We start from the raw sequence: 22644 nt of genomic DNA, 5'->3' as shown, positions 1-22644 counted from the left end.
ATCAGCGACCGGTCACGGGTTCGGGTCGTTCTGCTCCACGGAGACCGCGATGGCGTTCAGCGTCGCAGCGACCTCCTGGGAGTCGTTGATGTTGATCGGCGCCACGTCGTCCTCGGCGGTGCCGTAGGGGAACTCCACCGAGATGGTCGCGGTGACCAGACCGTCGTCGTCCTCCGTGATGGCAGCGGGCAGCGCGTCGCCGAGAGCGTCCTCGTACGTCGCGGTCACCGTGGCGGTCAGCGGGGTCACGCCGGCGAAGGTCGCCGTGGCCGGGACGGTCAGGTCGGCGTTCAGGTTGTCGCCGGTGGCCACGATCTCGAACGTGCACTCCTTGGAGATCACGTCGCCCGGGACGACCGGGCCGACCGTGCCGGTGGCGCCTGCGCTGCCGGTCGCGTAGACCCAGTCGGCGTCGCAGGTCGGGCTCTCGAGCTTGAGCTCGCCCGATGTCACGCTGCCGCCGGGCAGGTCGACGGAGTCGCTCCAGTACGCCAGCGTCCCGGCGCCACCCAGTAGCAGGACGGCGGCCGCACCCGCGGCCAGCGCACCCTTGATCGAGTTCTTCATCGCGTGCTCCCATGTCTCGAGGCGCGGCGCTCCCTACGCCGGCACGAGGGACGAGCCCTCACCTCGAGCATGCGACGTGAGATCTGCGTCACATGGGCATACGGGAAAAGTAGGAGACAAATCCCAAAGACCGGGGCGGCACCCCCCGCCGCCGGGTGCGGCTACCAGCCGCGCTCGGCGAGGCGGTGCGGCTCGGGGATCTCGTCGACGTTGATGCCGACCATGGCCTCGCCCAGGCCGCGCGAGACCTTGGCGACGACGTCGGGGTCGTCGTAGAACGTGGTGGCCTTGACGATCGCCTCGGCGCGCTGGGCCGGGTTCCCGGACTTGAAGATGCCCGAGCCCACGAACACACCCTCCGAGCCCAGCTGCATGACGAGCGCGGCGTCGGCCGGGGTCGCGATGCCGCCGGCGGTGAAGAGGGTGACGGGCAGCTTGCCCAGCTCCGCGACCTCCTTGACCAGCTCGTACGGCGCCTGGAGCTCCTTGGCGGCCACGAACAGCTCGTCCTCGCGCAGCGACTGCAGGCGACGGATCTCGCCGGTGATCGTGCGGATGTGCGTGACGGCGTTCGACACGTCGCCCGTGCCCGCCTCGCCCTTGGAGCGGATGAAGGCCGCACCCTCGGTGAGCCGACGCAGCGCCTCGCCCAGGTTGGTGGCACCGCACACGAACGGGACGTTGAACGCCCACTTGTCGATGTGGTTCGCGTAGTCCGACGGCGTGAGGACCTCGGACTCGTCGATGTAGTCGACACCCAGGCTCTGCAGCACCTGCGCCTCGGCGAAGTGTCCGATGCGGGCCTTGGCCATGACCGGGATCGAGACCGCCGACACGATGCCGTCGATCAGGTCCGGGTCGCTCATGCGCGCCACGCCACCCTGGGCCCGGATGTCGGCCGGGACGCGCTCGAGGGCCATGACGGCCACGGCGCCGGCGTCCTCGGCGATGCGCGCCTGCTCGGCGTCGACGACGTCCATGATGACGCCGCCCTTCAGCATCTCGGCCATGCCGCGCTTGACGCGCGCGGTACCGGTCGACTGGGGGCTGGTGCCGTCGGGGGACGTGGAGGGGGTCTGCTCGTTGCTCACCCCTCGAGTCTATCGGCCGCCTCTGGCGGCCTCGACGACGTCCACCATCCGGCGCCGGTCCACCACCTTGCGACGTGGACGTCCTGCCCTGCGCCCCGCCTCGCGCTCGTGCGCGTCGAGCAGCAGCCAGCCCTCGCGGTCGAGGACACCGGCCGTCGCCCGCAACGGCTCCGGCCGGTCGACGGCCTCGATCCGTCCCTGCGCCACGTCGGAGAGCAGGTGGTTGACGGTCTCGAGCGAGCACGACTTGTTGGTGCCGATGAAGCCGGACGGACCGCGCTTGGCCCAGCCGACGACGTAGGTGCGCGGAAGCACGTCACCGCCCGGCACATCAAGCACGCGTCCGCCGACGTTCGGGATGCGATGGGTCACCGGGTCGAACGGCACCCCCGGGACCGGAGCGGACCGGTACCCCACGGAGCGGAGCACCGCTCGGGTGGGGATCACGTCGTGGTCGCCGGTCGGCACCGCTGCGACCACGCCGTCGGGTCCCGTCACGAGACTCGTGCGCGTGACCTCGAGCCCGGTGACGGACCCGTCCCCCAGCACCGCCACCGGTGCGACGAGGAAGCGCAGGACGACGTGCCGTCGAGCCGGGTCGGCCTCGGCGACCGTCCCCTCCCGCAGGAGGCGGCTCTTGACGTCGTCCCCGTCCAGCAGCTCGCGCTGCGGCACGACGACGTCGAGGTCGGGGTGGTGCAGCAGCCCGACGAGCTCGGGCACGGTGAAGGCCGCCTGGGCCGGACCGCGTCGCGCCAGCACCTCCACCACCCTCACCCTGCTGACGCGCAGGGCGTCGAGGGCGTGGTCGGCGATGTCGGTGCTCGCCAGCGACTCCGGATCGCTCAGCAGCACCCGCGAGACGTCGAGCGCCACGTTGCCGTTGCCGACCACCACGATGCGGTCCCCCGACAGGTCCAGCGGTGCCTCCACGTGGTCGGGGTGTCCGTTGTACCAGGCCACCACGTCCGTGGCGGTCGCGTTGCCGGGCAGGTCCTCCCCCGGCACGTCGAGCCGCCGGTCCACGGCCGCGCCCGTCGCGTAGACCACGGCGTCATGGGTGGCGAGCAGCTGGTCGTGCGTGACGTCGGTCCCGACCTCGACCCCGAGCTCGTACGCGAAGCCGGGGTGGGACTCGATCTTCTCGAACAGTCGCCCGATGTCCTTCGTGTGCTGGTGGTCGGGTGCGACGCCGGCCCGGACGAGTCCGTGCGGGGTCGGCAGCCGGTCGAGGACGCGAACCTGCACCTGACGCTGCTTGAGAAGCTCGTCGGCCGCGTACAGCGCGGCCGGACCGGCACCGACGACAGCCACGCTCAAGCGTCGCGACCCGTCGATGCGCACGACCGGCGGAACCGGCGCCTGCGCCGGACGGGTCGGCGACTCGAGCCCGTTGCCGACGTCGGAGTCGGCGTGGAAGAGCGCGTTCAGCTCGACGAACACGTGCTCTTCGGCCGTGAGCCGCGACTCCGGCTTGATCGCCCCCACCGGGCATGCCTTCACGCAGGCTCCGCAGTCGACGCAGGCCTGAGGATCGATGTAGACCATCTCGGCCGTGGCGAAGTCCGGCTCGTCGGGCGTGGGGTGGATGCAGTTGACGGGGCACGCGAAGGCGCAGGCCGCGTCACCGCAGCACGGCTGCGTGACGACGTGGGTCACGGGTCAGACCGTGTCGACAGAGGCGGGGTCGACCGAGGCGGGGTCGGCCAGACGCGCGGGCGGCTCGCTGCGGTACCGGGCCGGGCGACCGTCGATCTTGAGCCAGCGCCACATGCGCCGCGAGGACCGTGTCATGAGCGTGGACTCCTCGGCCAGCATGCGCACGTCGCTGAACAGCTCGGAGAGGAACACGCGCGACTCCGGAGCGTCCCAGTAGAGCTCCTTGACGACCTCCTTCGGCACGCCCATCTCGGTGCGCAGCTCCTTCGGCGGCACAAGGATGAGGTCGCCCGCGATCCGCATGATGATCGGGAACAGCATCGACATGACCCACCGGTCGACCTTTCCCAGGTTCGGGCCGCTGCGCATGACGTAGGCGTGCGCGAACGAGATGTGCCGCGCCTCCTCCGCCACGTGGATCTGCATGATGCGGCGCATGACCGGCGGGATCGTGGCGCCCTCGCGCAGCATCTTCTTCTGCGTGTGGTCGATCGGCTCCTCGCCCGCGAGCACCGCGATGAAGAAGCCGAGCGGGTACCGCGAGGCCATGAGCGGGATGATCCCGTGGATCGCCCGCATCCATCGCGGCATGCCCGGGACGTCGGCGCCGATGCGGTTGATGCACTCCTGGAACATCTGCGTGTGGTGGCACTCCTCCGTGGCCTCGTGGGTGAGGTAGCGGAACTCGGCCGACCCGTTGGGGCGGGAGAAGACGTACTGCATGATCCCGCGGATCAGGAGGTTCTCGAACTGCAGACCGACCTTGAAGATGTTCGCGTAGCGCCACATCCCGATCTCGATCTGCCGCTCGACGGGGAGCGACTTGTACCAGGGGTGGGCACCGAGCGGGTCGGCCTCCGGAAGCACCCAGTGGGCGTCGGTCGGGTCGATCGCGAAGTCCGGGTGGTCCCACGGGACGTCGACGAAGGCGTCGAAGTGACGGTCGACCGACGCCTGGGACAGCTGGGTCAGCGTGGCCTCGTACTCGCTGCGCGTCAGCGAGGCCAGCGCGTCCTGGGTGCGGTCGAGGTCCTGCTCGTCCATGAGGGTCATACCGCGAGTATGTGACCCCGATCTCTACGTGTCAAGAGTGATGTCACATTCGCGATGTCACGTTCGGCGGAAGACGGTCAGGACTCCGTCCCGGCGGGCGGGAAGGCCTGCCGGTGCACGATCGCCATGCGCTGGAACACGGTCACCAGGCTCGCGAGGGCGAGCGCCCACAGCGTGATCTCGGTCAGGACGGGCAGCCCGAACAGACCGTTCAGCCCGGTCATCACGAGGATCGCGACCAGACGGTCGGCCCGCTCGGCGATGCCACCCTTGGCCTGCATGCCCAGGCTCTCGGCGCGGGCCCGCGCGTACGAGGTGAGGTTGCCCAGCACGAGGCAGGCGAGGCTCAGGCCGAGGTAGAGGTCGGCCGGGCCGAGCGTGGTGTCGGCGTCGGCGCGCGTGTAGTAGAGCAGGAGGCCGCCGAACACCGCAGCGTCGCCGACCCGGTCCAGCGTCGAGTCGAGGAAGGCCCCCCACCTCGACGACTGGCCGGACTTGCGGGCCATGTAGCCGTCCATGAGGTCGCTGAACACGAACGCGGTGACCACCATGACACCGACGAAGAACTGCCCGCGCGGGAAGAACCACAACGCGCCGGCACTGACCCCGAGGGTGCCGACGATCGTCACGTGGTCGGGCTTGACGCCCAGGCGCAGCAGCAGGTCGGCCAGGGGCGACCAGATGTTCGTCCAGAACTGGCGGAAGCGTTCGAGCATCAGGCGTCGTCCTCGGTCGTGGGCGTCTCCCCCGGCCAGGCGTCGGCCAGGAGGTCGCGGGTGTCCTCGAGCAGCTGCGGGAGCGTCTTGGTCTGCCCGAGCACGGTCATGAAGTTGGCGTCGCCGGACCATCGGGGCACCACGTGCTGGTGCAGGTGCTGCGACAGCGAGCCGCCCGCCACTCCCCCGAGGTTGAGCCCGACGTTGAACCCGTGCGGGTTCGAGGCGGCGCGGACGGCGCGCAGGGCCTGCTGGGTGAGCGTGGCGACCTCGCAGGTCTCGTCCTCGGTGAGGTCGGTGTAGTCGGCCACGTGCCGGTTCGGGACGACCATGAGGTGCCCCGGGTTGTACGGGTAGAGGTTGAGGACCACGAAGCAGTGGGTCCCCCGGTGCACGACGAGCTCGGACTGCCGGCCGCCGGAGGCGATGCGGCAGAACGGGCAGGAGTCGTCGGGCTCGGGCTCCTCGCCCCGCACGTAGGACATGCGGTACGGCACCCAGAGGCGCTCCAGGCGGTCGTCTGCAGTCACCGGGACAACCTACCGAGACGTCGCTCAGCGCCGGGTGACGGTCCAGGTCTTCGTCGTCGCGACCGGGTCGAACGCGTGTCCGCCACCCCGGGTGGACGTCACGTCCCCGATCACGAGTCGGTAGCCCTTCGTCCCCCTGACCTTCGGCACGGTGAACGTCAAGCGACCCCTGGCGTCGATCGTGCGCAGGCCGCCGACGGGGTCCCAGGCGCGGTACCGCGGGTTCCAGACGCGCAGCTCGGCGCGGGCGTTCTCGCGTTCGGCGATCGTGACGGTGCGACGCAGGGTCGTCGACCGCTTGGCCGCGATCCGCTTCACCGGCCAGCCGCTGATCTTCGGGCGGAGGCGCACCCTCAGGGTGGCGGTTGCGCCCTGCTCGGCCCTCGTGCCGCGGAAGGAGAAGTGGTACGTGCCCGACCTGGTCGCCCGGTGGGAGCTGTCGAGCGCGATCTTTCCGTCGAAGTCGGCGACCACCAGCGGGGACAGACTGGTGGAGCGACCGGTCACCCGGTCCACGAAGGTGACGTCGACCACCCGGTCCAGCGCACCGCGCCGCCGCCCGTCCCCGCCGTCGGCGACCAGCTCGGCCCGGGTCGTGTAGGTCGTTCCCCGGGTCAGCAGGGTGGACGCCATCAGCTCGCTGCGCACGCCCGTGACGGAGGTGTTGATCCAGGTGGCCTCAGGCGCCAGGTCGCCGGCGCGGCGACCGAGGTGGAGGACGTGACCATCCGGCGTCCGGCTGCGGACGGTGAACGTCGTCGGGCCGCCGAAGGTCGCCCAGCCGGAGAAGCGCCACTTCCCATCCTCGTCGGGAGGGAGGGATTCCAGCAGCATGGGTTCTGAGTCCTCGGGACCGGTCGCGAGCACGTCCACGAGCGCCCCGGGAACCGGCCGTGTCGTGCACGAGAGGTCGGCCTTCGCCGTCCACTCCCTCGGCCCGGCCCCTCCGACGCTCAGCGGGCTCACCAAGGAGGAGGGAACGACGAAGCGCCGCACCCAGCCCGCCGAGGCCAGCACCCCGGTGTCACGCACCCGGTCGGGCAGGGTCACCGACCGACCGCTCGCCGGGTCCACGGACGTGACCATCACCGGTTCGTCGGTGCGGACGGCCTGCACGCCCTCGGCCTGCGCGACGCCATGGTCGTCGGTGACCGCGGTGTGCAGGATGGTCCCGTCCTGACGCCACTGCACGGTGGCACCCGCGACGGGGGCCGCGTCGGAGTGCACCGTCACCGACGCGAGCGGGTAGCCCTGGCCGGGCGCCACGCATCGCTCCTTCATCCCGAGACGCAGCAACGCCTCACCTTCTGCGGCAGACGCCGGGACCGTCGACGTCACCATCGCGAGCGCGACGGCACCCGCCAGCATCCCCCTGATCACGGGACCAGACTAGGTCGCCGCACCGCCCGGCGTGGCGATTCGTCAGACCTGCTCGCGCGACGCGACGGCCTCGAGGATGCGGCGCACCGCGTCGTCGACCGGGACGCCGTTCTCCTGCTCCCCGTTGCGGTAGCGGAACGAGACGGCGTCGGCCTCGACGTCGTTGTCGCCGACGATGAGCATGAAGGGCACCTTCTGCGTCTGCGCGGTGCGGATCTTCTTCTGCATGCGCTCGTCGGAGTCGTCGACCTCGAACCGGATGCCGGCACCCTTGAGTCGCTGGCCCAGGGTGTACAGGTACTCGGCGTGGCGCTCCGCGACCGGGATGCCGACGGCCTGCACCGGGGCGAGCCACGGAGGGAAGGCGCCCGCGTAGTGCTCCACGAGCACGCCGAGGAACCGTTCGATCGAGCCGAACTTGGCCGAGTGGATCATCACGGGCTGCTGGCGGGTGCCGTCGGCGGCCACGTACTCGAGGTTGAACCGCTCGGGCGACGGCTGGTTGAAGTCGTACTGCACGGTGCCCATCTGCCAGGTGCGGCCGATGGCGTCACGGGCCTGGACCGAGATCTTGGGGCCGTAGTACGCCGCTCCTCCCGGGTCGGGCACGAGCTCGATGCCGGTCTCCGCGGCCACGTCGGCGAGCACCTGCGTGGCGACCTCCCAGTCCTCGTGGGAGCCGATGAACTTGTCCTTGCGGTCGTCGCGGGTGGACAGCTCGAGGTAGAAGTCGTCGAGCCCGAAGTCGCGCAGCAGGCTCAGCATGAAGTTCAGCAGGTGGCGGATCTCGTCGGGCGCCTGCTCGGGGGTGACGTACGAGTGCGAGTCGTCCTGCGCGAACCCGCGCACGCGAGTGAGGCCGTGGATGACGCCCGACTTCTCGTTGCGGTAGACGTGCCCGAACTCGAAGAGCCTCAGCGGCAGCTCGCGGTACGACCGCTGCCGCGAGCGGTAGATGATGTTGTGCATCGGGCAGTTCATCGCCTTGAGGCGGTACTCCTGGCCGTCCACGTCGAGCGAGGGGAACATGCCCTCGCCGTAGTAGGGCAGGTGGCCGGAGGTGTGGAAGAGCCCCTCCTTGGCGATGTGCGGGGTGCCGACGTACTCGAAGCCCTCCTCGATGTGCCGACGACGGACGTAGTCCTCCATCTCCCGCTTGATGACCCCACCGCGCGGGTGGAAGACGGGCAGTCCGGAGCCGATCTCGTCGGGGAAGCTGTAGAGGTCCAGCTCGGTGCCCAGCCGACGGTGGTCACGACGCTGGGCCTCCTCCAGGCGGTGCAGGTAGTCCTCCTGCGCCTCCTTGGTGGGCCAGGCGGTGCCGTAGATGCGCTGCAGCTGCTTGTTCTTCTCGTCACCGCGCCAGTAGGCGGCGGCCGAGCGCATGAGCGTGAAGGCCGGGATGCGCTTGGTGGTGGGCAGGTGCGGGCCGCGGCACAGGTCCTTCCACGCCAGGGAGCCGTCGCGCTTGACGTTGTCGTAGATGCTGAGGCCGCCCTCGCCCACCTCGACGCTGGCACCCTCGGTGGAGCCGGCCTGCGACTTGAGACCGATGAGCTCGAGCTTGTACGGCTCGTCGGCGAGCTCGGTGCGGGCGTCGTCGTCGCTGATCTCGCGACGGTCGAACCGCTGGCCCTCCTTGACGATCTTCTTCATCCGCGACTCGATGGCCTGCAGGTCCTCGGGCTTGAACGGCTCCTCGACGTCGAAGTCGTAGTAGAAGCCGTCGGTGATCGGCGGACCGATGCCGAGCTTGGCGTCCGGGAAGAGCTCCTGCACGGCCTGCGCCATGACGTGGGCGGCCGAGTGGCGCAGCACGTCGAGGCCGTCGGGGCTGTCGATGGCGACGGGCTCCACGGTCGACCCGTCGACGAGGACGGTGGACAGGTCACGCAGCTCACCGTCGATGCGGGCGACGACCACGTCGGGCTGCTCGGCGAAGAGCTGCCACGCCTTCGTCCCGTCGTCCACGGTCTGGGAGGTGGGTTCTGCCCCGGCCTCGACGGCGACGTGCACGGTGACGGACATGGCGGTGCTCCATTCGGTTCTCGACGACCCCTACGACTGGGCCGTGCTGCTTGCCCCCACCCTAGGGGGCCCGCGCCGGTCCTCGCAGGTCAGGACGACCTCAGGAGTCGCGCTGGCCCCACGGGGCGCCGTACTCTCTGAGCAGGTCCAGGAACGGCACGGCGTCGAAGGCCTCCGGGCCGAGCACGCCGGCGCCGCTCCAGGTGCCGTTCGCGAGCAGCTCGAGCGCCACGACCGGGTTGACCGCCGTCTGCCACACGACGCACTGGTGCCCGTACTCGCGCATCGCCCACTCGTTGTCGACCACGTGGTAGAGGTACGTCTCGCGCTCCTCACCGTCCTTGCCGACACCGGTGACCCACAGCCCGGCGCACGTCTTGCCGGTCATCTGCGGACCGATGGTGGCCGGATCGGGCAGGCAGGCCGCCACCACGTCGCGCGGGGAGACCATGACCGGGCCGTCGGCCGACGCCACCTGCACGGGGTCGGTCCGATCGAGGCCGACGTCGTGCAGGGCGCGCAGGACGTTGATGAAGTCCTCGCCCAGGCCGTACTTGAACGTCACGCGCTCGGCATCGACCCAGCGCGGCATCAGGAGCACCTCCTCGTGCTCGACGTTGACGCACTCGACCGGTCCGATCCCCTCGGGGAACTCGAAGACCTCGGGCTCGGAGAACGGCGGCGTCGTGAACCAGCCGCCGTCGGGCTCGTCGGCGCGCGCCTTCTCCCAGATGACGGGCGGGTTGAGGCACTCCTCGATCGTGGTCCAGATGGAGAACGAGGGGGCGAACAGCTCGTTGCCGTCCTCGTCGTGGACGGCCAGGTTGGCGCCGTCGCGCGTGCCGAGGTCGCGGATGGAGCTGAAGAGGTGGTCGGCGGCGTAGCGCGCGAACACGTCGGAGAGCCCGGGCTCGACACCCATGCCCACGAGGGCGAGACGACCGTCGGACTCCCACTGGTCGGCGACCGCGAACTGCTCGTCGCCCAGCTTCACGCCGACCCTGGCGTACGGCTCCTCCGGGTGCCGGCGCGACAGCGACATCGCCATGTCGACGTAGTCGGCGCCTGCCGCGTGCGCGCCCTCGAAGACCGGCATGACGAAGCGCGGGTCGACGGCGTTCATCACGTGCGTGACGCCGTGGTCGCGGCACAGCGTCGCGACGGCGTCGGCGGACGACGCGTCCACCTGTGCGGAGACGAAGCGGTCGTCGTCGAGCGCGTCGACCGCCTTGTCCGCACGCGCCTGGTCGTAGTCGGCGACCACGATCTTCTCGAAGAAGTCACGTCGCGCGGCGATGGCGGTGAACGCCGCCCCCACGCCACCGGAGCCGACCAGCAGGATCCTCATGTCACTCCCCGTCCTTGGGCAGCGCCGCGCCCGGGCGCGTCGGTCCCAGAGCAGCGAGGGCCACCGCGTCCGAGACCGTCTCGAAGCCCTTGCGGCTGAAGAACGCCGCGCCCACCGTGAACCGCCACACGAGCATGAGCACGAGACCGAGTCCGAGGAAGAACACGGCGATCGCGAGCGGCAGACCCACCCCCAGCACCGAGGTGCCGCTGTAGGACGCCTCGGGGTCGGCCAGGGAGCGCACCGACTCGAACAGCAGGTAGAAGAGCGTCGCGGCACCCACCAGCGGGCCGACCCCGATGAGCAGGAACGCCTTGACCGACGTGAACAGGCGGCGTCGCCAGTAGATCGCGCACGCCACGCCGGTGAGGGCGTAGTAGAAGGCGATCATGAGCGAGAGCGCCGAGATCGAGTCGAACAGGAAGTTGTCGCTCACCGCGCTCGCGCCGACGTACCAGAGGATCGCGACGCCGCCGATGAACCACGTGCTGAACGACGGCGTGCCGTAGCTCGGGTGGATGCGCGAGAAGATCCTCGGGAACGCCCCGGCGCTCGCCATCGACAGGGAGACGCGGGACGCGGGCAGGATCGTCGTCTGGGTGGACGCGATGCCCGAGGTGATGATCGAGAGCAGGAGGATGAACGCGAACGGTCCGAGCACCAGGTCCCCGATGGCGCCGAACAGGGCGTCGTCGTCGTCGTAGCCGGTCACGAAGTCCACGCCACCGGCGGCGATGGTGACGATGCCGACCCCGAGGTACGTGACCACCAGGATCACCGTGCTCCAGATCCCGGCCCGGCCGGGAGCGGTGTCACCGTCCTCGGACTCCTCCGAGAGGTTGACCGCGCTCTCCCAGCCCCAGTAGATGAACACGCCGATGAGCAGCCCGCTGACCAGCTGGTCGGAGGTCAGGCCCGACGGGCTGAGCCAGCTCCAGTCGGGGTTGGTCGCCCCGGCGGGCAGGTTGCCCATGAACAGACGCACGACCGCCACGAGGACGAACAGCAGCAGTGCACCGACCTGGGCGAAGACGAGCCAGACCTGGAACTTGGCCGACGCCTCGGTCCCCCGGACACAGAGCCACGTCATGACCAGCACGATCACGACGGCCACGGTGATGACGACGGTGCGGTTCGCGGCGAGGCCGTCGGCGCCGACCATGACGAACAGGTAGCGCGCGGCCACGTCGGCGAGGGAGCCGATCACGAGGACGCCGGTGGTGAAGACGGCCCAGCCGCCGATCCAGCCGATCCAGGGCCCCATCGCCCGCGTGACCCAGGAGAACGTCGTTCCACAGTCCGTGTCGGCGCGGTTCATGTAGAGGAACGCGCCGGCGATGAGGAACATCGGCACGAACGACAGCCAGATCACCGCGGGCGCATGGATGCCGGCCACGACCACCATCGAGCCGAGGACCGCGGCGATCGAGTAGGCCGGGGCCGTCGCGTCGAGCCCGATCGACAGGCCCTCCCAGAACCCGATCGCGTTGGCCTTCAGACCCTTCTTGCCTGCCGTGGTCGTGCTGCCCGGCCCGGTTCCCTCGACCTCAGACATGACGCTCCTCTGCTCCGCCGACGATGACCGAACTCTGCACCTCGCCAACGGAATCCGCAAGAGTCGTCACACGATCGTTACGCAATCAGATGCGAGGACCCTTGCACTCGACGCAATCCGTCGCGAATACTCACAGGTGATCGGAGGAACCATGACCCCACTCGACCCCGAGGCCGCTCGACGTCAGAAGGCCGCCAAGGACCACCTCTGGATGCACTTCGCTCCCCTGAGGTCCCCCGGCGGTGCCGACGTCCCGGTGATCACCCGCGGCGAGGGCTGCTACGTCTGGGACGACCGCGGCCGTCGCTACCTCGACGGCCTGGCCGGGCTGTTCGTGGTGCAGGCCGGGCACGGGCGCCGCGAGCTGGCCGAGGCCGCGGCCCGGCAGGCCCAGGAGCTCGCGTTCTTCCCGCTCTGGTCCTACGCCCACCCCACCGCGATCGACCTGGCCGAGCGCCTGGCGGCGCTCGCCCCCGGGGACCTCAACCGCGTGTTCTTCTCCAGCGGGGGCGGCGAGGCCGTCGAGACCGCGTGGAAGCTGGCCAAGAACTACTTCAAGCTCGTGGGCAAGCCGCTCAAGCACAAGGTGATCAGCCGGTCGATCGCCTACCACGGCACGACGCACGGTGCGCTCTCCATCACCGGCCTGCCGACGCTGAAGCAGCAGTTCGAGCCCCTCGTGCCGTCGACCTTCCGCGTCCCGAACACCAACCACTACCGGGCCCCGGTGCACGAGGACGACCTGGAGGCGTTCGGACGCTGGGCCGCCGACCAGATCGAGGTCGCCATCGAGGCCGAGGGACCCGACACCGTCGCTGCGGTGTTCCTGGAGCCGGTGCAGAACGCCGGCGGGTGCTTCCCACCCCCACCCGGCTACTTCCAGCGGGTGCGCGAGATCTGCGACGCGCACGACGTGCTCCTCGTCTCCGACGAGGTGATCTGCGCCTTCGGCCGGCTCGGCACCACGTTCGGCGCCGAGCGCTACGACTACGTGCCCGACATGATCACGTGCGCGAAGGGACTGACGTCCGGCTACTCGCCGCTCGGCGCGACGATCGTGAGCGACCGCCTGGCCGAGCCGTTCCTGCGCACGGGCACGAGCTTCGCCCACGGGTACACCTTCGGCGGCCACCCCGTGTCGTGCGCCGTCGCGATGGCCAACCTCGACCTCTTCGAGCGGGACGGGCTGCTCGAGCACGTGCGAGCGACCGAGGGTGCGTTCCGCGGGACGCTCGAGTCCCTGCTCGACCTGCCGATCGTGGGCGACGTCCGCGGGGACGGGTTCTTCTACGGCATCGAGCTGGTGAAGGACAAGACCACCAAGGAGACCTTCACGCCCGAGGAGTGCGACCGTCTGCTGCGCGGGTTCCTGTCCACGGCGCTGCTCGGCGCCGGTCTCTACTGCCGCGCCGACGACCGTGGCGACCCGGTGGTGCAGCTCGCGCCGCCGCTGGTCGCCGACCAGGCCCAGTTCGACGAGATCGAACAGGTGCTGCGTTCCGTGCTCGGTGAGGCATGGGCGAAGATCTCCGCATGACCGCACCCGCGCTCGACCAGGTCGCCAAGCGCATCATCGCGCTGCTCCAGGCCGACGGCCGCATGTCCTACGCCGCGATCGGCAAGGAGGTCGGCCTGTCGGAGGCAGCGGTGCGCCAACGCGTGCAGAAGCTCACCGAGGCCGGCGTCATCAACATCGTCGCGGTCACCGACCCGATGCAGCTCGGCTTCGCCCGCGAGGCCATGATCGCCATCCGGGCCAACGGTCCGCTCGAGCCCCTCGCCGACGCCCTGGCCGAGATCCCGGAGGTCGACTACGTCGTCATCACGGCCGGCTCGTTCGACCTCATCCTCGAGCTGGTGTGCGAGAGCGACGAGCACCTGCTGACGGTGCTGTCGGAGAAGATCCGGTCCCGCGAGGACGTGATGAGCACCGAGACCTTCATGTACCTCAAGCTGGTCAAGCAGACCTACTCGTGGGGCGTCCCGGACTGACGCGTCGGTTCAGGCCTCGACCTGCGCGCGGGCGCCCGGCCTGACGGTCGGCATCGGGAGCACCAGGGCACCCGGGGCGTCGTCGGGCACGACCGGGGACCGTGGCGCGACCGCGTCGATGCGCTCGTACGGCTCACCCAGCGCGGGACGCGGGTCGGGCTCGCCCTTGTTGGGCCAGAACGACATCGCGCGCTCGGCCTGGGCGGTGATGGTGAGCGACGGGTTGACGCCGAGGTTGGCACTGATGGCGGACCCGTCGGCGACGTGGAGGCCGTCGTGGCCGTAGAGCCGCTGGTAGGGATCGATGACCCCCTCCTCGGGCGACGTGCCGATCGCACACCCGCCGATGAAGTGGGCGGTGAGCGGGATGCCGACCAGCTCGCCGAAGGAGCCGCCCGGCACGCCGTCGAGCTTGTCGGCGAGCTCGCGCGCCACGTGGTCGGCCACGGGGATCCGCGACGGGTTGGGCTCGCCCTTGCCCTGGCGGCTGGTCATGCGCAGCCCGAACGGGCCGCGCTTCAGGAACGTGGTGACGGAGTTGTCGAGCGACTGCATGACCAGCACGACGATCGACTGCTCGGCCCAGCGGCGCGGGTCGTGCAGGCGGAGCGACCGTCGCAGGCCGAGGCCGCGGTAGCCGCGCAGCACCTTGCGCAGCTGCGATCCCCCGCCTCGATGGTCGGCCAGCGCCATGTTCATCAGGCTGAGGGCCCCGGAGCCACGGCCGTAGCGCACCGGCTCCACGTGGGTCACGGCGTCGGGGTGGAACGACGAGGTGATCGCGATGCCCGGGGTGACGTCGGCGTCCTTGGCGCTCGCGCGGGCGGAGAGGACGGCCTCGGAGTTGGTGCGGCTGAGCTCGCCGACGCGGTCGGAGAGGTGCGGCAACGACCGTCGACGCAGGCGGTGCAGCAGGTCCTGGGTGTTCAGCGCGTTGCCGGCGAAGACCACGTGGTCGGCGCTGAAGCGACGTCGGCGCAGCCGGTTGCCCGTCCGCCGCGTGCGCACCTCGTACCCGCCACCGGTCCGCGGCCGCACGTCGGTGACGGTCGTCAGGGGGTGGACCTCGGCTCCGGCGCTCTCCGCGAGGTACAGGTAGTTCTTGACGAGCGTGTTCTTGGCGTTGCGGCGGCACCCGGTCATGCAGGCGCCGCACTCGGTGCAGGTGCGGCGGCTCGGTCCCGCGCCCCCGAAGTACGGATCGCCGACGTCCTCGCCGGGCCGGTCGCCGAAGAGGACGCCGACGTCGGCCGCGTGCACAGTGTCGCCGACGCCGAGCTCCTGGGCCACCTCGGCCATGAGCCGGTCGGGCAGCGTGTGGCCGGGGTACGTGGCCACGCCGAGCATCCGCTTGGCCTGGTCGTAGTGCGGGGCCAGCTCGTCGCGCCAGTCGGTGACGTGCGCCCACTGCGGGTCGTCGTAGAAGCCGTCGAGCGGCTGGTACAGCGTGTTGGCGTACACCAGGGAACCGCCGCCGACGCCGGCACCGCTGGCGATCAGGACGTCCTTCAGGGGCGTGATGCGCATGATGCCGAAGCACCGGGCCCACGGCGCCCAGAGGTAGCGCCTCAGGCGCCAGGAGGTCTCGGGCAGCTCGTCGTCGGCGAACCGTCGACCGGCCTCCATGACGGCGACCGAGTACCCCTTCTCGGTGAGTCGCAGGGCGCTGACGCTGCCGCCGAACCCCGAACCCACCACCACGACGTCGTAGTGCTTCATGTCCCGCACCGTACCCGCTTGTTGACACTTTGCCAATAGCGTTGTTCACTCGTCCCGTGAACGCCCTCAACCGCACCCGGCTCGAGCCCGACGCCCGGCGACGCCAGATCGTCGAGGCCGCGCGATCGCTGTATGCCGAGCGATCCTACGACGACGTCTCGCTCGCCGAGCTCGCTCGCGCGGCGGGGGTCACCCGGGGACTCCTGCATCACTACTTCGGCTCCAAGCGCGAGATCTTCCTCGCCGTCATGCGCGACTCGCTGCTCATGCCGGCCAGCGAGCTGCCCGACCTCCTGCACCTGCCGCTCGAGGAACGCGTGCGCGTGACGATGGACTGGATCCTCGACGCCGCCCAGACCTACGGCCAGGCCTGGGTGGCCGCGGCGGGCGCGGCCGAGCTCAGCGGCGAGTCCGACCTGCAGCGGATCGTGGACGAGGCCGACGACCGCGCGGCACGACTGGTGCTCGACGCCGTGGGTCTGCCCGACTCCCCCGACCTGCGCGCACGCCTCAGGGCCTCGGCCGCCTACGTGAAGGCTCTGTGCCGCGAGTGGCTGCAGCGCGGGACCCTGGCCCGCGAGGACGTCCTCGCCCTGCTCACCATCCACCTCGTCCACGTCCTGGAGGCGTCATGACATCCGTCGGCATCATCGGCTCCGGCTTCGGCGGCATCGCGGTGGCAGCGGAGCTGCTCTCGCACGGCCACCACGACGTCCGCCTCTGGGAGCGCGGCGACGACATCGGAGGGGTGTGGCGCGACAACACCTACCCCGGTGCCGGGTGCGACGTCCCGTCGCCCCTGTACTCCTACTCGTTCGCCGTCAACACGCAGTGGTCGAAGCGGTACGCGCTGCAGCCGGAGATCCGGGAGTACCTGCACCGGGTCGCCGACGAGTACGGCATCACGCCCCGCGTCCAGCTGGGCCGCGAGGTGGTCTCGGCCCACTGGCAGCAGGACGAGCAGGCCTGGGACGTCGGCTTCGCCGACGGGGTCGTCGAGCGGGTCGACGTGCTCGTGAGCGCCGTCGGCCAGCTCTCGGAGCCGCGCCTGCCGGCCCTGCCGGGCCTCGAGGACTTCGCCGGCGACTGGTTCCACTCGGCTCGCTGGGACCACGACGTCGACCTGGCGGGCAAGCGCGTCGCCGCCGTGGGCGTGGGCGCGAGCGCGATCCAGTACGTGCCCCACGTCGCCGAGGACGCCGCCCACCTCACGCTCTTCCAGCGCTCGGCGAACTACATCCTGCCCAAGCCCGACGGCCCGCTCCCCCGCTGGTGGCGACCGGGCATCCGCCTGGAGCGCCCGCTCTGGTGGACGTTCGGCGAGCAGTTCTCACGCGGCCTCGACGAGGGCAGCCTGGTCGGCAAGGTCGAGCAGAAGGCAGCACTCGCGCACCTGCGCCGCCAGGTGCAGGACGCCCGCCTGCGCGAGCTGCTGACGCCCGACTACCCGATCGGGTGCAAGCGGATCCTGTTCTCCAACAACTTCTACCCGACCCTCGAGCGAGACCACGTCGACGTCGTGGCCGATCGCATCGTGCGGGTCCTCCCCCAGGGCGTCGAGACCGCCGACGGCACCGTGCACGAGGTCGACGTGATCATCTACGGCACGGGGTTCGACTCGCAGGACTTCCTGAGCTCGATCGACGTGCGCGGCGCCGGGGGCGAGCCTCTGGCCGAGCGCTGGACCGACGGGGCCCACGCCCACCTCGGGATGTACGTGCCGGGGTTCCCCAACCTGTTCGTCTCCTACGGGCCCAACACCAACCTCGGTGGCGGCTCGATCATCTACATGCTCGAGGCGCAGGCCCGGCACATGCGCCAGGTGCTCGACCGCATGGAAGCCGGTGGCTACGAGGCGGTCGACGTGCGCCCCGAGGTCGAGGCCGAGTACGACCAGCAGGTCCAGGAACGGCTCGAGTCCTCCGTGTGGGGCAGCTGCGACAGCTGGTACCGCCATCCGTCGGGCCGGATCACGTCGAACTGGCCGGGGTCGACCTACCCGTACCACCGGCGTGTGCGGACCGTGGAGCCGGAGGACTTCGCATGGACGTGACCTACCCCCCGGAGCCGTGGGACCTGCACGGCCAGGCCCTGGCGTCGGTGTTCCTCGTGCCGGCCGCCGACCTGCCCGCCCCGCCGCCGGGCACGACGATCGTCACCCTCCGCGGCCGGGCGGTCGTGACGGCGGCGTTCTTCCGGTACGAGGAGCCCAGCCCGCTCACCTACGACGAGATCATGGCGACGGTGCTGGTGCGCCGTGGGCTGAGGTTCCGCGTGTGGATCCCGTGGATCTGGGTCGACAGCGAGGCGTCCCGCGACGGTGGCCGGGCGCTGTGGGCCATCCCGAAGGACCTCGCCGAGTTCCGCGTGGAGCCGGGCCGGCGGCACGAGGGCCTCGGCCTGGCGTCAGCCACCGTCGAGCGCACCCGGGCGCTCCCCGGACGCTGGCCCCTCGGCTTCCGCATCGCCCAGGCCCGCGCCGGGCGGTCGGTCGTCACGCCGGTGCGCGGGCGGGTGAGCGCCCAGCTGGTGCGTGCCTCGTGGACCTTCGACGGCGTGCTCGGCCTGCTCTCCGGGCGCAGGCCCGTGGTCTCTCTGCGCGTGCCGCGCTTCGCCCTGCTCTTCGGACGGCGCTCGTCCTGACCTCGATGGCCCAGAGCGAGAAGACCCTGCGCGAGATGGCCTAGCCTCGAGGGATGCGTCGTCTTGCCAGCATCCTGCTCCTCGCCGTCCTCGCCGCCGGCTGCACGTCCGGAGGGTCGGACGAGCCCTCGGGCGGCTCCGGTCCCTCGGACCAGCCACGCGGCTCCGACGGAGCGAGTGCCAGCGCGTCGCCCGTGCCCACGGGTCCGGACTGCTCCAGCGTCTGGAAGGCCGGGGACGACCTCCCGGCCGACTACGACCTCTGCGTCGCCGACGGGGAGGCCGGGGTCCAGGAGGTGACGGACTGCGTCGACGGGCCGCCGCTCATCGTGTTCGACGACGAGCTCTACGGCCGTCCGGGCGAGCAGATCGAGGCGCCGACCGCGTCGCCCGTGCAGGACACCGAGGAGTACGGCAAGGCCTACGCGGAGTGCACGGGCGAGTGATCCGGTGCACGGTGGACCCATGGCCGACTACCGACTGACCACCGAGGACGGCGACGTCGTCGCCGAGCGATCCCTGGAGCACGACCAGGCTGCCGTGGCCTGGCGCTCCAGCCACCCCTTCGAGGGCCCGTCCGCGGGCGAGGGGCGCGGGCTCCGGCTCGAGCGCCACACCGACCGCGGCTGGACCCGGCTCGACCCCCTCGGCACCGCCGAGACCACCTGAGCGCGCCCGCGCGCGTCCTGACGCGTTCGGGTCGGTCCTGGCTCCGTCGATCGACCCGAAGGTGTCAGGACGCCGGCGCGGGGTCCTTCGTGACCTGGACCCAGCCCACCGGCTCGGCCACGACCTCGAGCTCGTCTGGCGTCAGCTCCACGGCCGACGCGGCGTTGCCGACGGCCGGGAACACCGACGCGAAGCGCCGTAGTGAGGCGTCGAGGTGCACGGCGGCGACGTCGGGGTTGGCGAACGGGCACACACCGCCGATGGCGTGCCCGGTGAGGGCCTCGACGTCGTCGGGCTTCAGCATGCGCGCCTTGATGCCGAAGGCGGCCTTGAACGCCGCGTTGTCGACCCGTGCGTCGCCGGCCGCCACCACGAGGATGCTCGTGCCCGGCTCGGCTCCGTAGAAGCCCAACGTCTTCGCGATCCGTGCCGGCTCGACACCCAGCTCGGCGGCAGCGAGCTCGACGGTGGCGCTGGACCCCGACGTCTCCACGACGTCGTCGCCTCGGCCGAAGCGGGCGAGGTGGGCGCGGGCGGTCTCGATCGACATGCCCGCCATCGTAGGAGCGCCCGGCGGACGCACGACGAAGCCCCCGGCGCTGGGCCGGGGGCTTCGGTGTCGGTGGGCGATACTGGGTTCGAACCAGTGACCTCTTCGGTGTGAACGAAGCGCGCTACCACTGCGCCAATCGCCCGGGGACGCACAGAACCTTAACGCACGTCTCCGCGGCGGTCCCACTCGGTTCCCTACGGGTCGGAGTGCTTGGCCGCCTCGCGGGCCCAGATGGCCTGCGCCTGCTGGGTGATCGGGCCGGGGGCCGCGCCGACCGCGCGGCCGTCGACGTGGGAGATGGCCTGGATGTCGCGGGTCGTGCCGACGAGCACCACCTCGTCGGCGTCGGCCAGGACCTCGATGGGTGCGTCGCGCTCGACGACGTCGAGCTCGGCCGAGAGCCACTCGAGGGCGAGGGCGCGCGTGATGCCCGCGAGGCAGCCCGACGCCAGCGTCGGCGTGACCAGCGTGCCGTCGAGGACGTACATGATGTTCGACCCCGTGCCCTCGCAGAGGTGGCCCTGCGTGTTGGGCATGACCGCCTCCGACGCACCCGCGGCCCGGGCGGCCTCGACCATCTTCGCGTTCTCGGCGTACGACGTGGTCTTGAGCCCGGCCAGCGCGCCGCGCTCGTTGCGGGGCCACGGCACGGTGGCGATCGACGCGACCGAGGGCGGGCGCTCGGCCGGCTCGGCGACCACCACGTGCGTGAGCCCGTGGTCGCCGCGCGGCGAGCCGAGGGGGCCCCGGCCCGACGTCACGGTGATGCGGATCCGACCGAAGGGCAGGTCCTGCCCGTCCATCGTGGCGGCGACACCCTCCCGCAGGAGGCCGAGGTCGGGGCGCCCGATGCCGAGCCCCGCGGCCGAGCCGGCCAACCGCTCGAGGTGGCGCGTGAGGGCGAACGGCACCCCGCTGTCGACGGCGACCGTCTCGAAGACTCCGTCGCCGACCACGAGCCCGTGGTCGAGGACGCTGATGGCCGGTTCTTCCGGTGATCCGAGGACTCGTCCGTCCACCCAGGCACGCATGTCGCCACCGTACCCCCGCCGACGACGACCCCCCGTTTGGTGCGCCGGAGCCCATCGGCTAATGTTTCTTCCCGCGCCGGAAACGGTGCGAATGCGGACATAGCTCAGTGGTAGAGCATCACCTTGCCAAGGTGAGGGTCGCGAGTTCGAATCTCGTTGTCCGCTCGGAGGGTCTCCATACCCATCCAGCGGTGGGTTGGCCGAGAGGCGAGGCAACGGACTGCAAATCCGTGTACACGGGTTCAAATCCCGTACCCACCTCGACACGACGCACCAACTGAACAGCACCACCCTCGGGCGATTGGCGCAGCGGTAGCGCGCTTCCCTGACACGGAAGAGGTCACTGGTTCAAACCCAGTATCGCCCACTTCGAGAAGGCTCCGGAATCTCGCCGAATCCGGGGCCTTCTCGTCTTTCTCCCCACGGCGGATCCGTCCGCTCATGCGGTGCACGTGCCGTGGGGCTCTCCGCACGAGACTCCCGCGCCGGCTCGCCCCACACCGCGAGCACCACGCCGCCAGCCCCATGCCTCAGCGCCCCGCGACGGCTTCACAGTCGCCCCACCGCGCGTGAAGCGCGCAGATGGTGGAATGCACCTGCGCGCGCACGACCCCCGGCTCACCCACTCCCATGCCGAGCCGGGGGTCCACCCACGTTCACGCCCCGGCGTCGGACCCGCACGTCCCACGACGGGAAGGCTCCGAAAGCTCGACGATTCCCGAGCCTTCTCGTCTCGTTGCGTCCAGCGGCGCTCCGTCGCATTCGATCACCTGTTCGAGTACGATCGCCCGATGGGCGCCAACCGTCGTTACGGAGACCGCTCCCCCGCCGACCACCTCGAGCGGGCCGAGCGGATCCGGCACGTCTGGGTCGCCCCGTCCGCGAAGCACCCGGACATGGCGCCCTACCCGGGGCTGCTGATCACGTGGCAGCGACGTGACGGACAGTGGTGGGCCCACGTCGCGATGGTCCTGCCCGAGGGCGCCGTCGTCCTGAACTGGCTCCCGGCCACGCGACTTCGACCTGCCGCGCCGCCCCGACCCTTGGCAACCGGGAGGTGAACGATCGGCACGGCGACTGGCGCGAACGCCGATCCCGGCGCACCATCGGTGCATGAAGTGCGCGGAGGTCAACTGCCACGAGACGGCGTCCACGCTGTCGCAGCTGGAGCTGGACGACGCGCGCTTCGCCGTGCCGGTCTGCGCGCTCCACGACGTCGGCGACGTCTCCGTCGAGAAACCGACCCGAGCCGCCGGCCTGGACATCAGGCCGACACCCGTCGACGGCAGGTCCCTCGCGGAGTCCACCACACCGATGTGAGCCCTCTGGGGCCTGCGGTTGACGCCACGGGCCGACGCTCCAACGCCGTGACGACCGGCACCTTCGGGCCTCGTCCTGCGCCGGAGCCCGACCGAGACGTCCGCACCCCAGGACCGGGTGTGTTTCGGACTCCTCGGGCCGGGGAACGTGCAGGGCAGCACCGTTGGTTGAGACCACAGCTGCGCGTGCCAGTGGTCCCGGACCCCCGCGCGGGGGTCCGGGATCGCGCAGCTTCGCCGAGGACGCGCCGAGGACGGCGCGGCGTCGGTCAGGACCGCGAGCTCGACCGCCAGGTGAACTGACCCTGGCGGGAGGTGATCCGCACGGTCGCGTCGGCGATGACCGTGGCCGGGGCGGACGCGTAGGCCACGGTGCAGGTGAAGGTGGTCCCCACGGCCGCGGACACCCGAGGCGGGCACCAGACCGACGTCGGCTCGCCCTTGGCGTCGAGCGAGGACCTGATGCGAGCCACGACGGCGCCGGTGGCCCGGGTGGTGCGGGGCGCCGGGGCCGCGGTGCGACGCGGAGCGGACGTGGCTCGCGGAGCCGCGGTGGTCCGCGTCGGTGTCGGCGTGGCCGACGGGGTCTCGCTGGGGGTCGGCTCCGTCGTGGGCGAGGCCGAGAGGCCGGCCGACGGGGTCGGCGCGACCGACTCGCTCACCACACCGGGCGAGGCGGAGTCGTCCGACGCCGCGTCGGTGCCGACCCACGACCGCAGCCCGAAGACGCCGCCGGCCAGGACAAGCACCGTGAGCACGAGCCACGGCAGCACCTTGCGTGCACCGGACAT

The 22644-nt window shown here is 70.9% G+C and carries 23 protein-coding genes and 4 tRNA genes; 12 read left to right on the top strand and 15 right to left on the bottom strand.

Annotated features, from left to right (window positions below):
* Positions 1–12 precede the first annotated feature (12 nt).
* From ASF37_RS14255 to ASF37_RS14210, 10 genes are all read right to left on the bottom strand, one after another.
* The gene (locus ASF37_RS14255; protein WP_056577497.1) at positions 13–567 is read right to left on the bottom strand and encodes an alternate-type signal peptide domain-containing protein; all 555 of its coding nucleotides are present in this window, start codon (positions 565–567) and stop codon (positions 13–15) included.
* A 161-nt stretch (positions 568–728) separates the two neighbouring features.
* Positions 729–1658: a pyridoxal 5'-phosphate synthase lyase subunit PdxS gene (pdxS, locus tag ASF37_RS14250; protein WP_055970511.1), complete on the bottom strand. Its 930-nt coding sequence runs from the start codon at positions 1656–1658 to the stop codon at positions 729–731.
* A 9-nt stretch (positions 1659–1667) separates the two neighbouring features.
* Positions 1668–3317, bottom strand: a complete 1650-nt coding sequence (locus ASF37_RS14245; RefSeq protein WP_056581295.1) for an FAD-dependent oxidoreductase — start codon at positions 3315–3317, stop codon at positions 1668–1670.
* 3 nt (positions 3318–3320) lie between these two features.
* Positions 3321–4370: a diiron oxygenase gene (locus tag ASF37_RS14240; RefSeq protein ID WP_056581292.1), complete on the bottom strand. Its 1050-nt coding sequence runs from the start codon at positions 4368–4370 to the stop codon at positions 3321–3323.
* A gap of 77 nt (positions 4371–4447) precedes the next feature.
* Entirely contained in the window at positions 4448–5086 is a 639-nt protein-coding gene (gene pgsA / locus ASF37_RS14235) for a phosphatidylinositol phosphate synthase (protein WP_055970521.1), read from the bottom strand.
* Positions 5086–5571, bottom strand: coding sequence for an HIT domain-containing protein (locus ASF37_RS14230; protein ID WP_082480853.1), 486 nt, complete (start codon positions 5569–5571; stop codon positions 5086–5088). Before ASF37_RS14230 ends, pgsA begins: the two co-directional genes overlap by 1 nt.
* A 69-nt stretch (positions 5572–5640) precedes the next feature.
* On the bottom strand, positions 5641–6996 hold the full coding sequence (locus tag ASF37_RS14225; protein ID WP_156368215.1) for a hypothetical protein: 1356 nt from the start codon (positions 6994–6996) through the stop codon (positions 5641–5643).
* A 42-nt stretch (positions 6997–7038) separates the two neighbouring features.
* The gene (thrS, locus tag ASF37_RS14220; protein ID WP_056555103.1) at positions 7039–9024 is read right to left on the bottom strand and encodes a threonine--tRNA ligase; all 1986 of its coding nucleotides are present in this window, start codon (positions 9022–9024) and stop codon (positions 7039–7041) included.
* 100 nt (positions 9025–9124) lie between these two features.
* Positions 9125–10372: a saccharopine dehydrogenase family protein gene (locus ASF37_RS14215; protein ID WP_056581286.1), complete on the bottom strand. Its 1248-nt coding sequence runs from the start codon at positions 10370–10372 to the stop codon at positions 9125–9127.
* Position 10373: 1 nt separating this feature from the next.
* The gene (locus ASF37_RS14210; RefSeq protein ID WP_056581283.1) at positions 10374–11927 is read right to left on the bottom strand and encodes an APC family permease; all 1554 of its coding nucleotides are present in this window, start codon (positions 11925–11927) and stop codon (positions 10374–10376) included.
* Between the two features lie 151 nt (positions 11928–12078).
* Here ASF37_RS14210 and ASF37_RS14205 point away from each other — a divergent pair, with 151 nt between their 5' ends.
* Both ASF37_RS14205 and ASF37_RS14200 read left to right on the top strand, forming a co-directional pair.
* Positions 12079–13464, top strand: coding sequence for an aspartate aminotransferase family protein (locus ASF37_RS14205; protein ID WP_056581280.1), 1386 nt, complete (start codon positions 12079–12081; stop codon positions 13462–13464).
* A complete protein-coding gene (locus ASF37_RS14200; RefSeq protein ID WP_055970536.1) occupies positions 13461–13919 on the top strand; it encodes an Lrp/AsnC family transcriptional regulator in 459 nt (152 codons plus the stop codon). The genes ASF37_RS14205 and ASF37_RS14200 overlap by 4 nt, the downstream gene beginning before the upstream one ends.
* 9 nt (positions 13920–13928) lie before the next feature.
* Here ASF37_RS14200 and ASF37_RS14195 read toward each other — a convergent pair whose 3' ends face one another.
* Positions 13929–15638 carry a GMC oxidoreductase gene (locus ASF37_RS14195; RefSeq protein WP_055970538.1) on the bottom strand — a complete coding sequence of 570 codons (1710 nt, stop codon included), beginning with the start codon at positions 15636–15638 and terminating at the stop codon, positions 13929–13931.
* Positions 15639–15694: 56 nt separating this feature from the next.
* Here ASF37_RS14195 and ASF37_RS14190 point away from each other — a divergent pair, with 56 nt between their 5' ends.
* Genes ASF37_RS14190 through ASF37_RS14170 form a run of 5 tightly spaced genes read left to right on the top strand, consistent with a single transcriptional unit; the run spans position 15695 to position 18950 of the window.
* The gene (locus ASF37_RS14190) at positions 15695–16273 is read left to right on the top strand and encodes a TetR/AcrR family transcriptional regulator (RefSeq protein ID WP_162237371.1); all 579 of its coding nucleotides are present in this window, start codon (positions 15695–15697) and stop codon (positions 16271–16273) included.
* Positions 16270–17691, top strand: a complete 1422-nt coding sequence (locus tag ASF37_RS14185) for an NAD(P)/FAD-dependent oxidoreductase (protein WP_056555118.1) — start codon at positions 16270–16272, stop codon at positions 17689–17691. Before ASF37_RS14190 ends, ASF37_RS14185 begins: the two co-directional genes overlap by 4 nt.
* A complete protein-coding gene (locus ASF37_RS14180; RefSeq protein WP_055970544.1) occupies positions 17682–18281 on the top strand; it encodes an acetoacetate decarboxylase family protein in 600 nt (199 codons plus the stop codon). The genes ASF37_RS14185 and ASF37_RS14180 overlap by 10 nt, the downstream gene beginning before the upstream one ends.
* A 53-nt stretch (positions 18282–18334) precedes the next feature.
* Positions 18335–18727, top strand: coding sequence for a hypothetical protein (locus ASF37_RS14175; protein ID WP_055970545.1), 393 nt, complete (start codon positions 18335–18337; stop codon positions 18725–18727).
* A 19-nt stretch (positions 18728–18746) separates the two neighbouring features.
* On the top strand, positions 18747–18950 hold the full coding sequence (locus ASF37_RS14170) for a hypothetical protein (protein WP_055970547.1): 204 nt from the start codon (positions 18747–18749) through the stop codon (positions 18948–18950).
* 64 nt (positions 18951–19014) lie between these two features.
* Here the strand turns inward: ASF37_RS14170 and ASF37_RS14165 are convergent, their stop codons facing one another.
* From ASF37_RS14165 to ASF37_RS14155, 3 genes are all read right to left on the bottom strand, one after another.
* Positions 19015–19500, bottom strand: coding sequence for a YbaK/EbsC family protein (locus ASF37_RS14165; RefSeq protein WP_200914573.1), 486 nt, complete (start codon positions 19498–19500; stop codon positions 19015–19017).
* Positions 19501–19573: 73 nt separating this feature from the next.
* Positions 19574–19645 (bottom strand) — tRNA-Val (locus ASF37_RS14160).
* A gap of 52 nt (positions 19646–19697) precedes the next feature.
* Complete coding sequence (locus tag ASF37_RS14155; RefSeq protein WP_056581277.1) at positions 19698–20534, bottom strand: aminotransferase class IV; 837 nt, start codon at positions 20532–20534, stop codon at positions 19698–19700.
* A gap of 93 nt (positions 20535–20627) precedes the next feature.
* Between ASF37_RS14155 and ASF37_RS14150 the strand changes: the two genes are divergently transcribed.
* From ASF37_RS14150 to ASF37_RS14130, 5 genes are all read left to right on the top strand, one after another.
* Positions 20628–20699, top strand: a tRNA-Gly gene (locus ASF37_RS14150).
* Between the two features lie 25 nt (positions 20700–20724).
* Positions 20725–20795: transfer RNA gene (locus ASF37_RS14145), tRNA-Cys, on the top strand.
* 34 nt (positions 20796–20829) lie between these two features.
* Positions 20830–20901: transfer RNA gene (locus tag ASF37_RS14140), tRNA-Val, on the top strand.
* Positions 20902–21325: 424 nt separating this feature from the next.
* Positions 21326–21595 carry a hypothetical protein gene (locus ASF37_RS14135; RefSeq protein WP_055970553.1) on the top strand — a complete coding sequence of 90 codons (270 nt, stop codon included), beginning with the start codon at positions 21326–21328 and terminating at the stop codon, positions 21593–21595.
* A 52-nt stretch (positions 21596–21647) separates the two neighbouring features.
* Positions 21648–21854 (top strand): hypothetical protein, encoded by a 207-nt coding sequence (locus tag ASF37_RS14130; RefSeq protein WP_055970555.1) that lies wholly within the window; start codon positions 21648–21650, stop codon positions 21852–21854.
* 268 nt (positions 21855–22122) lie between these two features.
* Here the strand turns inward: ASF37_RS14130 and ASF37_RS14125 are convergent, their stop codons facing one another.
* Positions 22123–22644 carry a hypothetical protein gene (locus ASF37_RS14125; protein ID WP_055970558.1) on the bottom strand — a complete coding sequence of 174 codons (522 nt, stop codon included), beginning with the start codon at positions 22642–22644 and terminating at the stop codon, positions 22123–22125.

Source organism: Aeromicrobium sp. Leaf289 (assembly GCF_001423335.1).
In the GTDB taxonomy this organism is placed as follows: Bacteria; Actinomycetota; Actinomycetes; order Propionibacteriales; family Nocardioidaceae; genus Aeromicrobium.
Note: the sequence above shows the minus strand (reverse complement) of the source record. Positions and strands in the feature narration are given on the sequence as shown.

What these genes read in the sequence shown, in the direction of transcription:
- ASF37_RS14255 (WP_056577497.1), bottom strand. Translation starts at nt 567, where the DNA reads ATGAAGAACTCGATCAAGGGTGCGCTGGCCGCGGGTGCGGCCGCCGTC.
- ASF37_RS14240 (WP_056581292.1), bottom strand. Translation starts at nt 4,370, where the DNA reads ATGACCCTCATGGACGAGCAGGACCTCGACCGCACCCAGGACGCGCTG.
- pgsA (WP_055970521.1), bottom strand. Translation starts at nt 5,086, where the DNA reads ATGCTCGAACGCTTCCGCCAGTTCTGGACGAACATCTGGTCGCCCCTG.
- ASF37_RS14230 (WP_082480853.1), bottom strand. Translation starts at nt 5,571, where the DNA reads ATGTCCTACGTGCGGGGCGAGGAGCCCGAGCCCGACGACTCCTGCCCG.
- thrS (WP_056555103.1), bottom strand. Translation starts at nt 9,024, where the DNA reads ATGTCCGTCACCGTGCACGTCGCCGTCGAGGCCGGGGCAGAACCCACC.
- ASF37_RS14215 (WP_056581286.1), bottom strand. Translation starts at nt 10,372, where the DNA reads ATGAGGATCCTGCTGGTCGGCTCCGGTGGCGTGGGGGCGGCGTTCACC.
- ASF37_RS14210 (WP_056581283.1), bottom strand. Translation starts at nt 11,927, where the DNA reads ATGTCTGAGGTCGAGGGAACCGGGCCGGGCAGCACGACCACGGCAGGC.
- ASF37_RS14205 (WP_056581280.1), top strand. Translation starts at nt 12,079, where the DNA reads ATGACCCCACTCGACCCCGAGGCCGCTCGACGTCAGAAGGCCGCCAAG.
- ASF37_RS14200 (WP_055970536.1), top strand. Translation starts at nt 13,461, where the DNA reads ATGACCGCACCCGCGCTCGACCAGGTCGCCAAGCGCATCATCGCGCTG.
- ASF37_RS14195 (WP_055970538.1), bottom strand. Translation starts at nt 15,638, where the DNA reads ATGAAGCACTACGACGTCGTGGTGGTGGGTTCGGGGTTCGGCGGCAGC.
- ASF37_RS14185 (WP_056555118.1), top strand. Translation starts at nt 16,270, where the DNA reads ATGACATCCGTCGGCATCATCGGCTCCGGCTTCGGCGGCATCGCGGTG.
- ASF37_RS14180 (WP_055970544.1), top strand. Translation starts at nt 17,682, where the DNA reads ATGGACGTGACCTACCCCCCGGAGCCGTGGGACCTGCACGGCCAGGCC.
- ASF37_RS14175 (WP_055970545.1), top strand. Translation starts at nt 18,335, where the DNA reads ATGCGTCGTCTTGCCAGCATCCTGCTCCTCGCCGTCCTCGCCGCCGGC.
- ASF37_RS14170 (WP_055970547.1), top strand. Translation starts at nt 18,747, where the DNA reads ATGGCCGACTACCGACTGACCACCGAGGACGGCGACGTCGTCGCCGAG.
- ASF37_RS14165 (WP_200914573.1), bottom strand. Translation starts at nt 19,500, where the DNA reads ATGTCGATCGAGACCGCCCGCGCCCACCTCGCCCGCTTCGGCCGAGGC.
- ASF37_RS14155 (WP_056581277.1), bottom strand. Translation starts at nt 20,534, where the DNA reads ATGCGTGCCTGGGTGGACGGACGAGTCCTCGGATCACCGGAAGAACCG.
- ASF37_RS14135 (WP_055970553.1), top strand. Translation starts at nt 21,326, where the DNA reads ATGGGCGCCAACCGTCGTTACGGAGACCGCTCCCCCGCCGACCACCTC.
- ASF37_RS14130 (WP_055970555.1), top strand. Translation starts at nt 21,648, where the DNA reads ATGAAGTGCGCGGAGGTCAACTGCCACGAGACGGCGTCCACGCTGTCG.
- ASF37_RS14125 (WP_055970558.1), bottom strand. Translation starts at nt 22,644, where the DNA reads ATGTCCGGTGCACGCAAGGTGCTGCCGTGGCTCGTGCTCACGGTGCTT.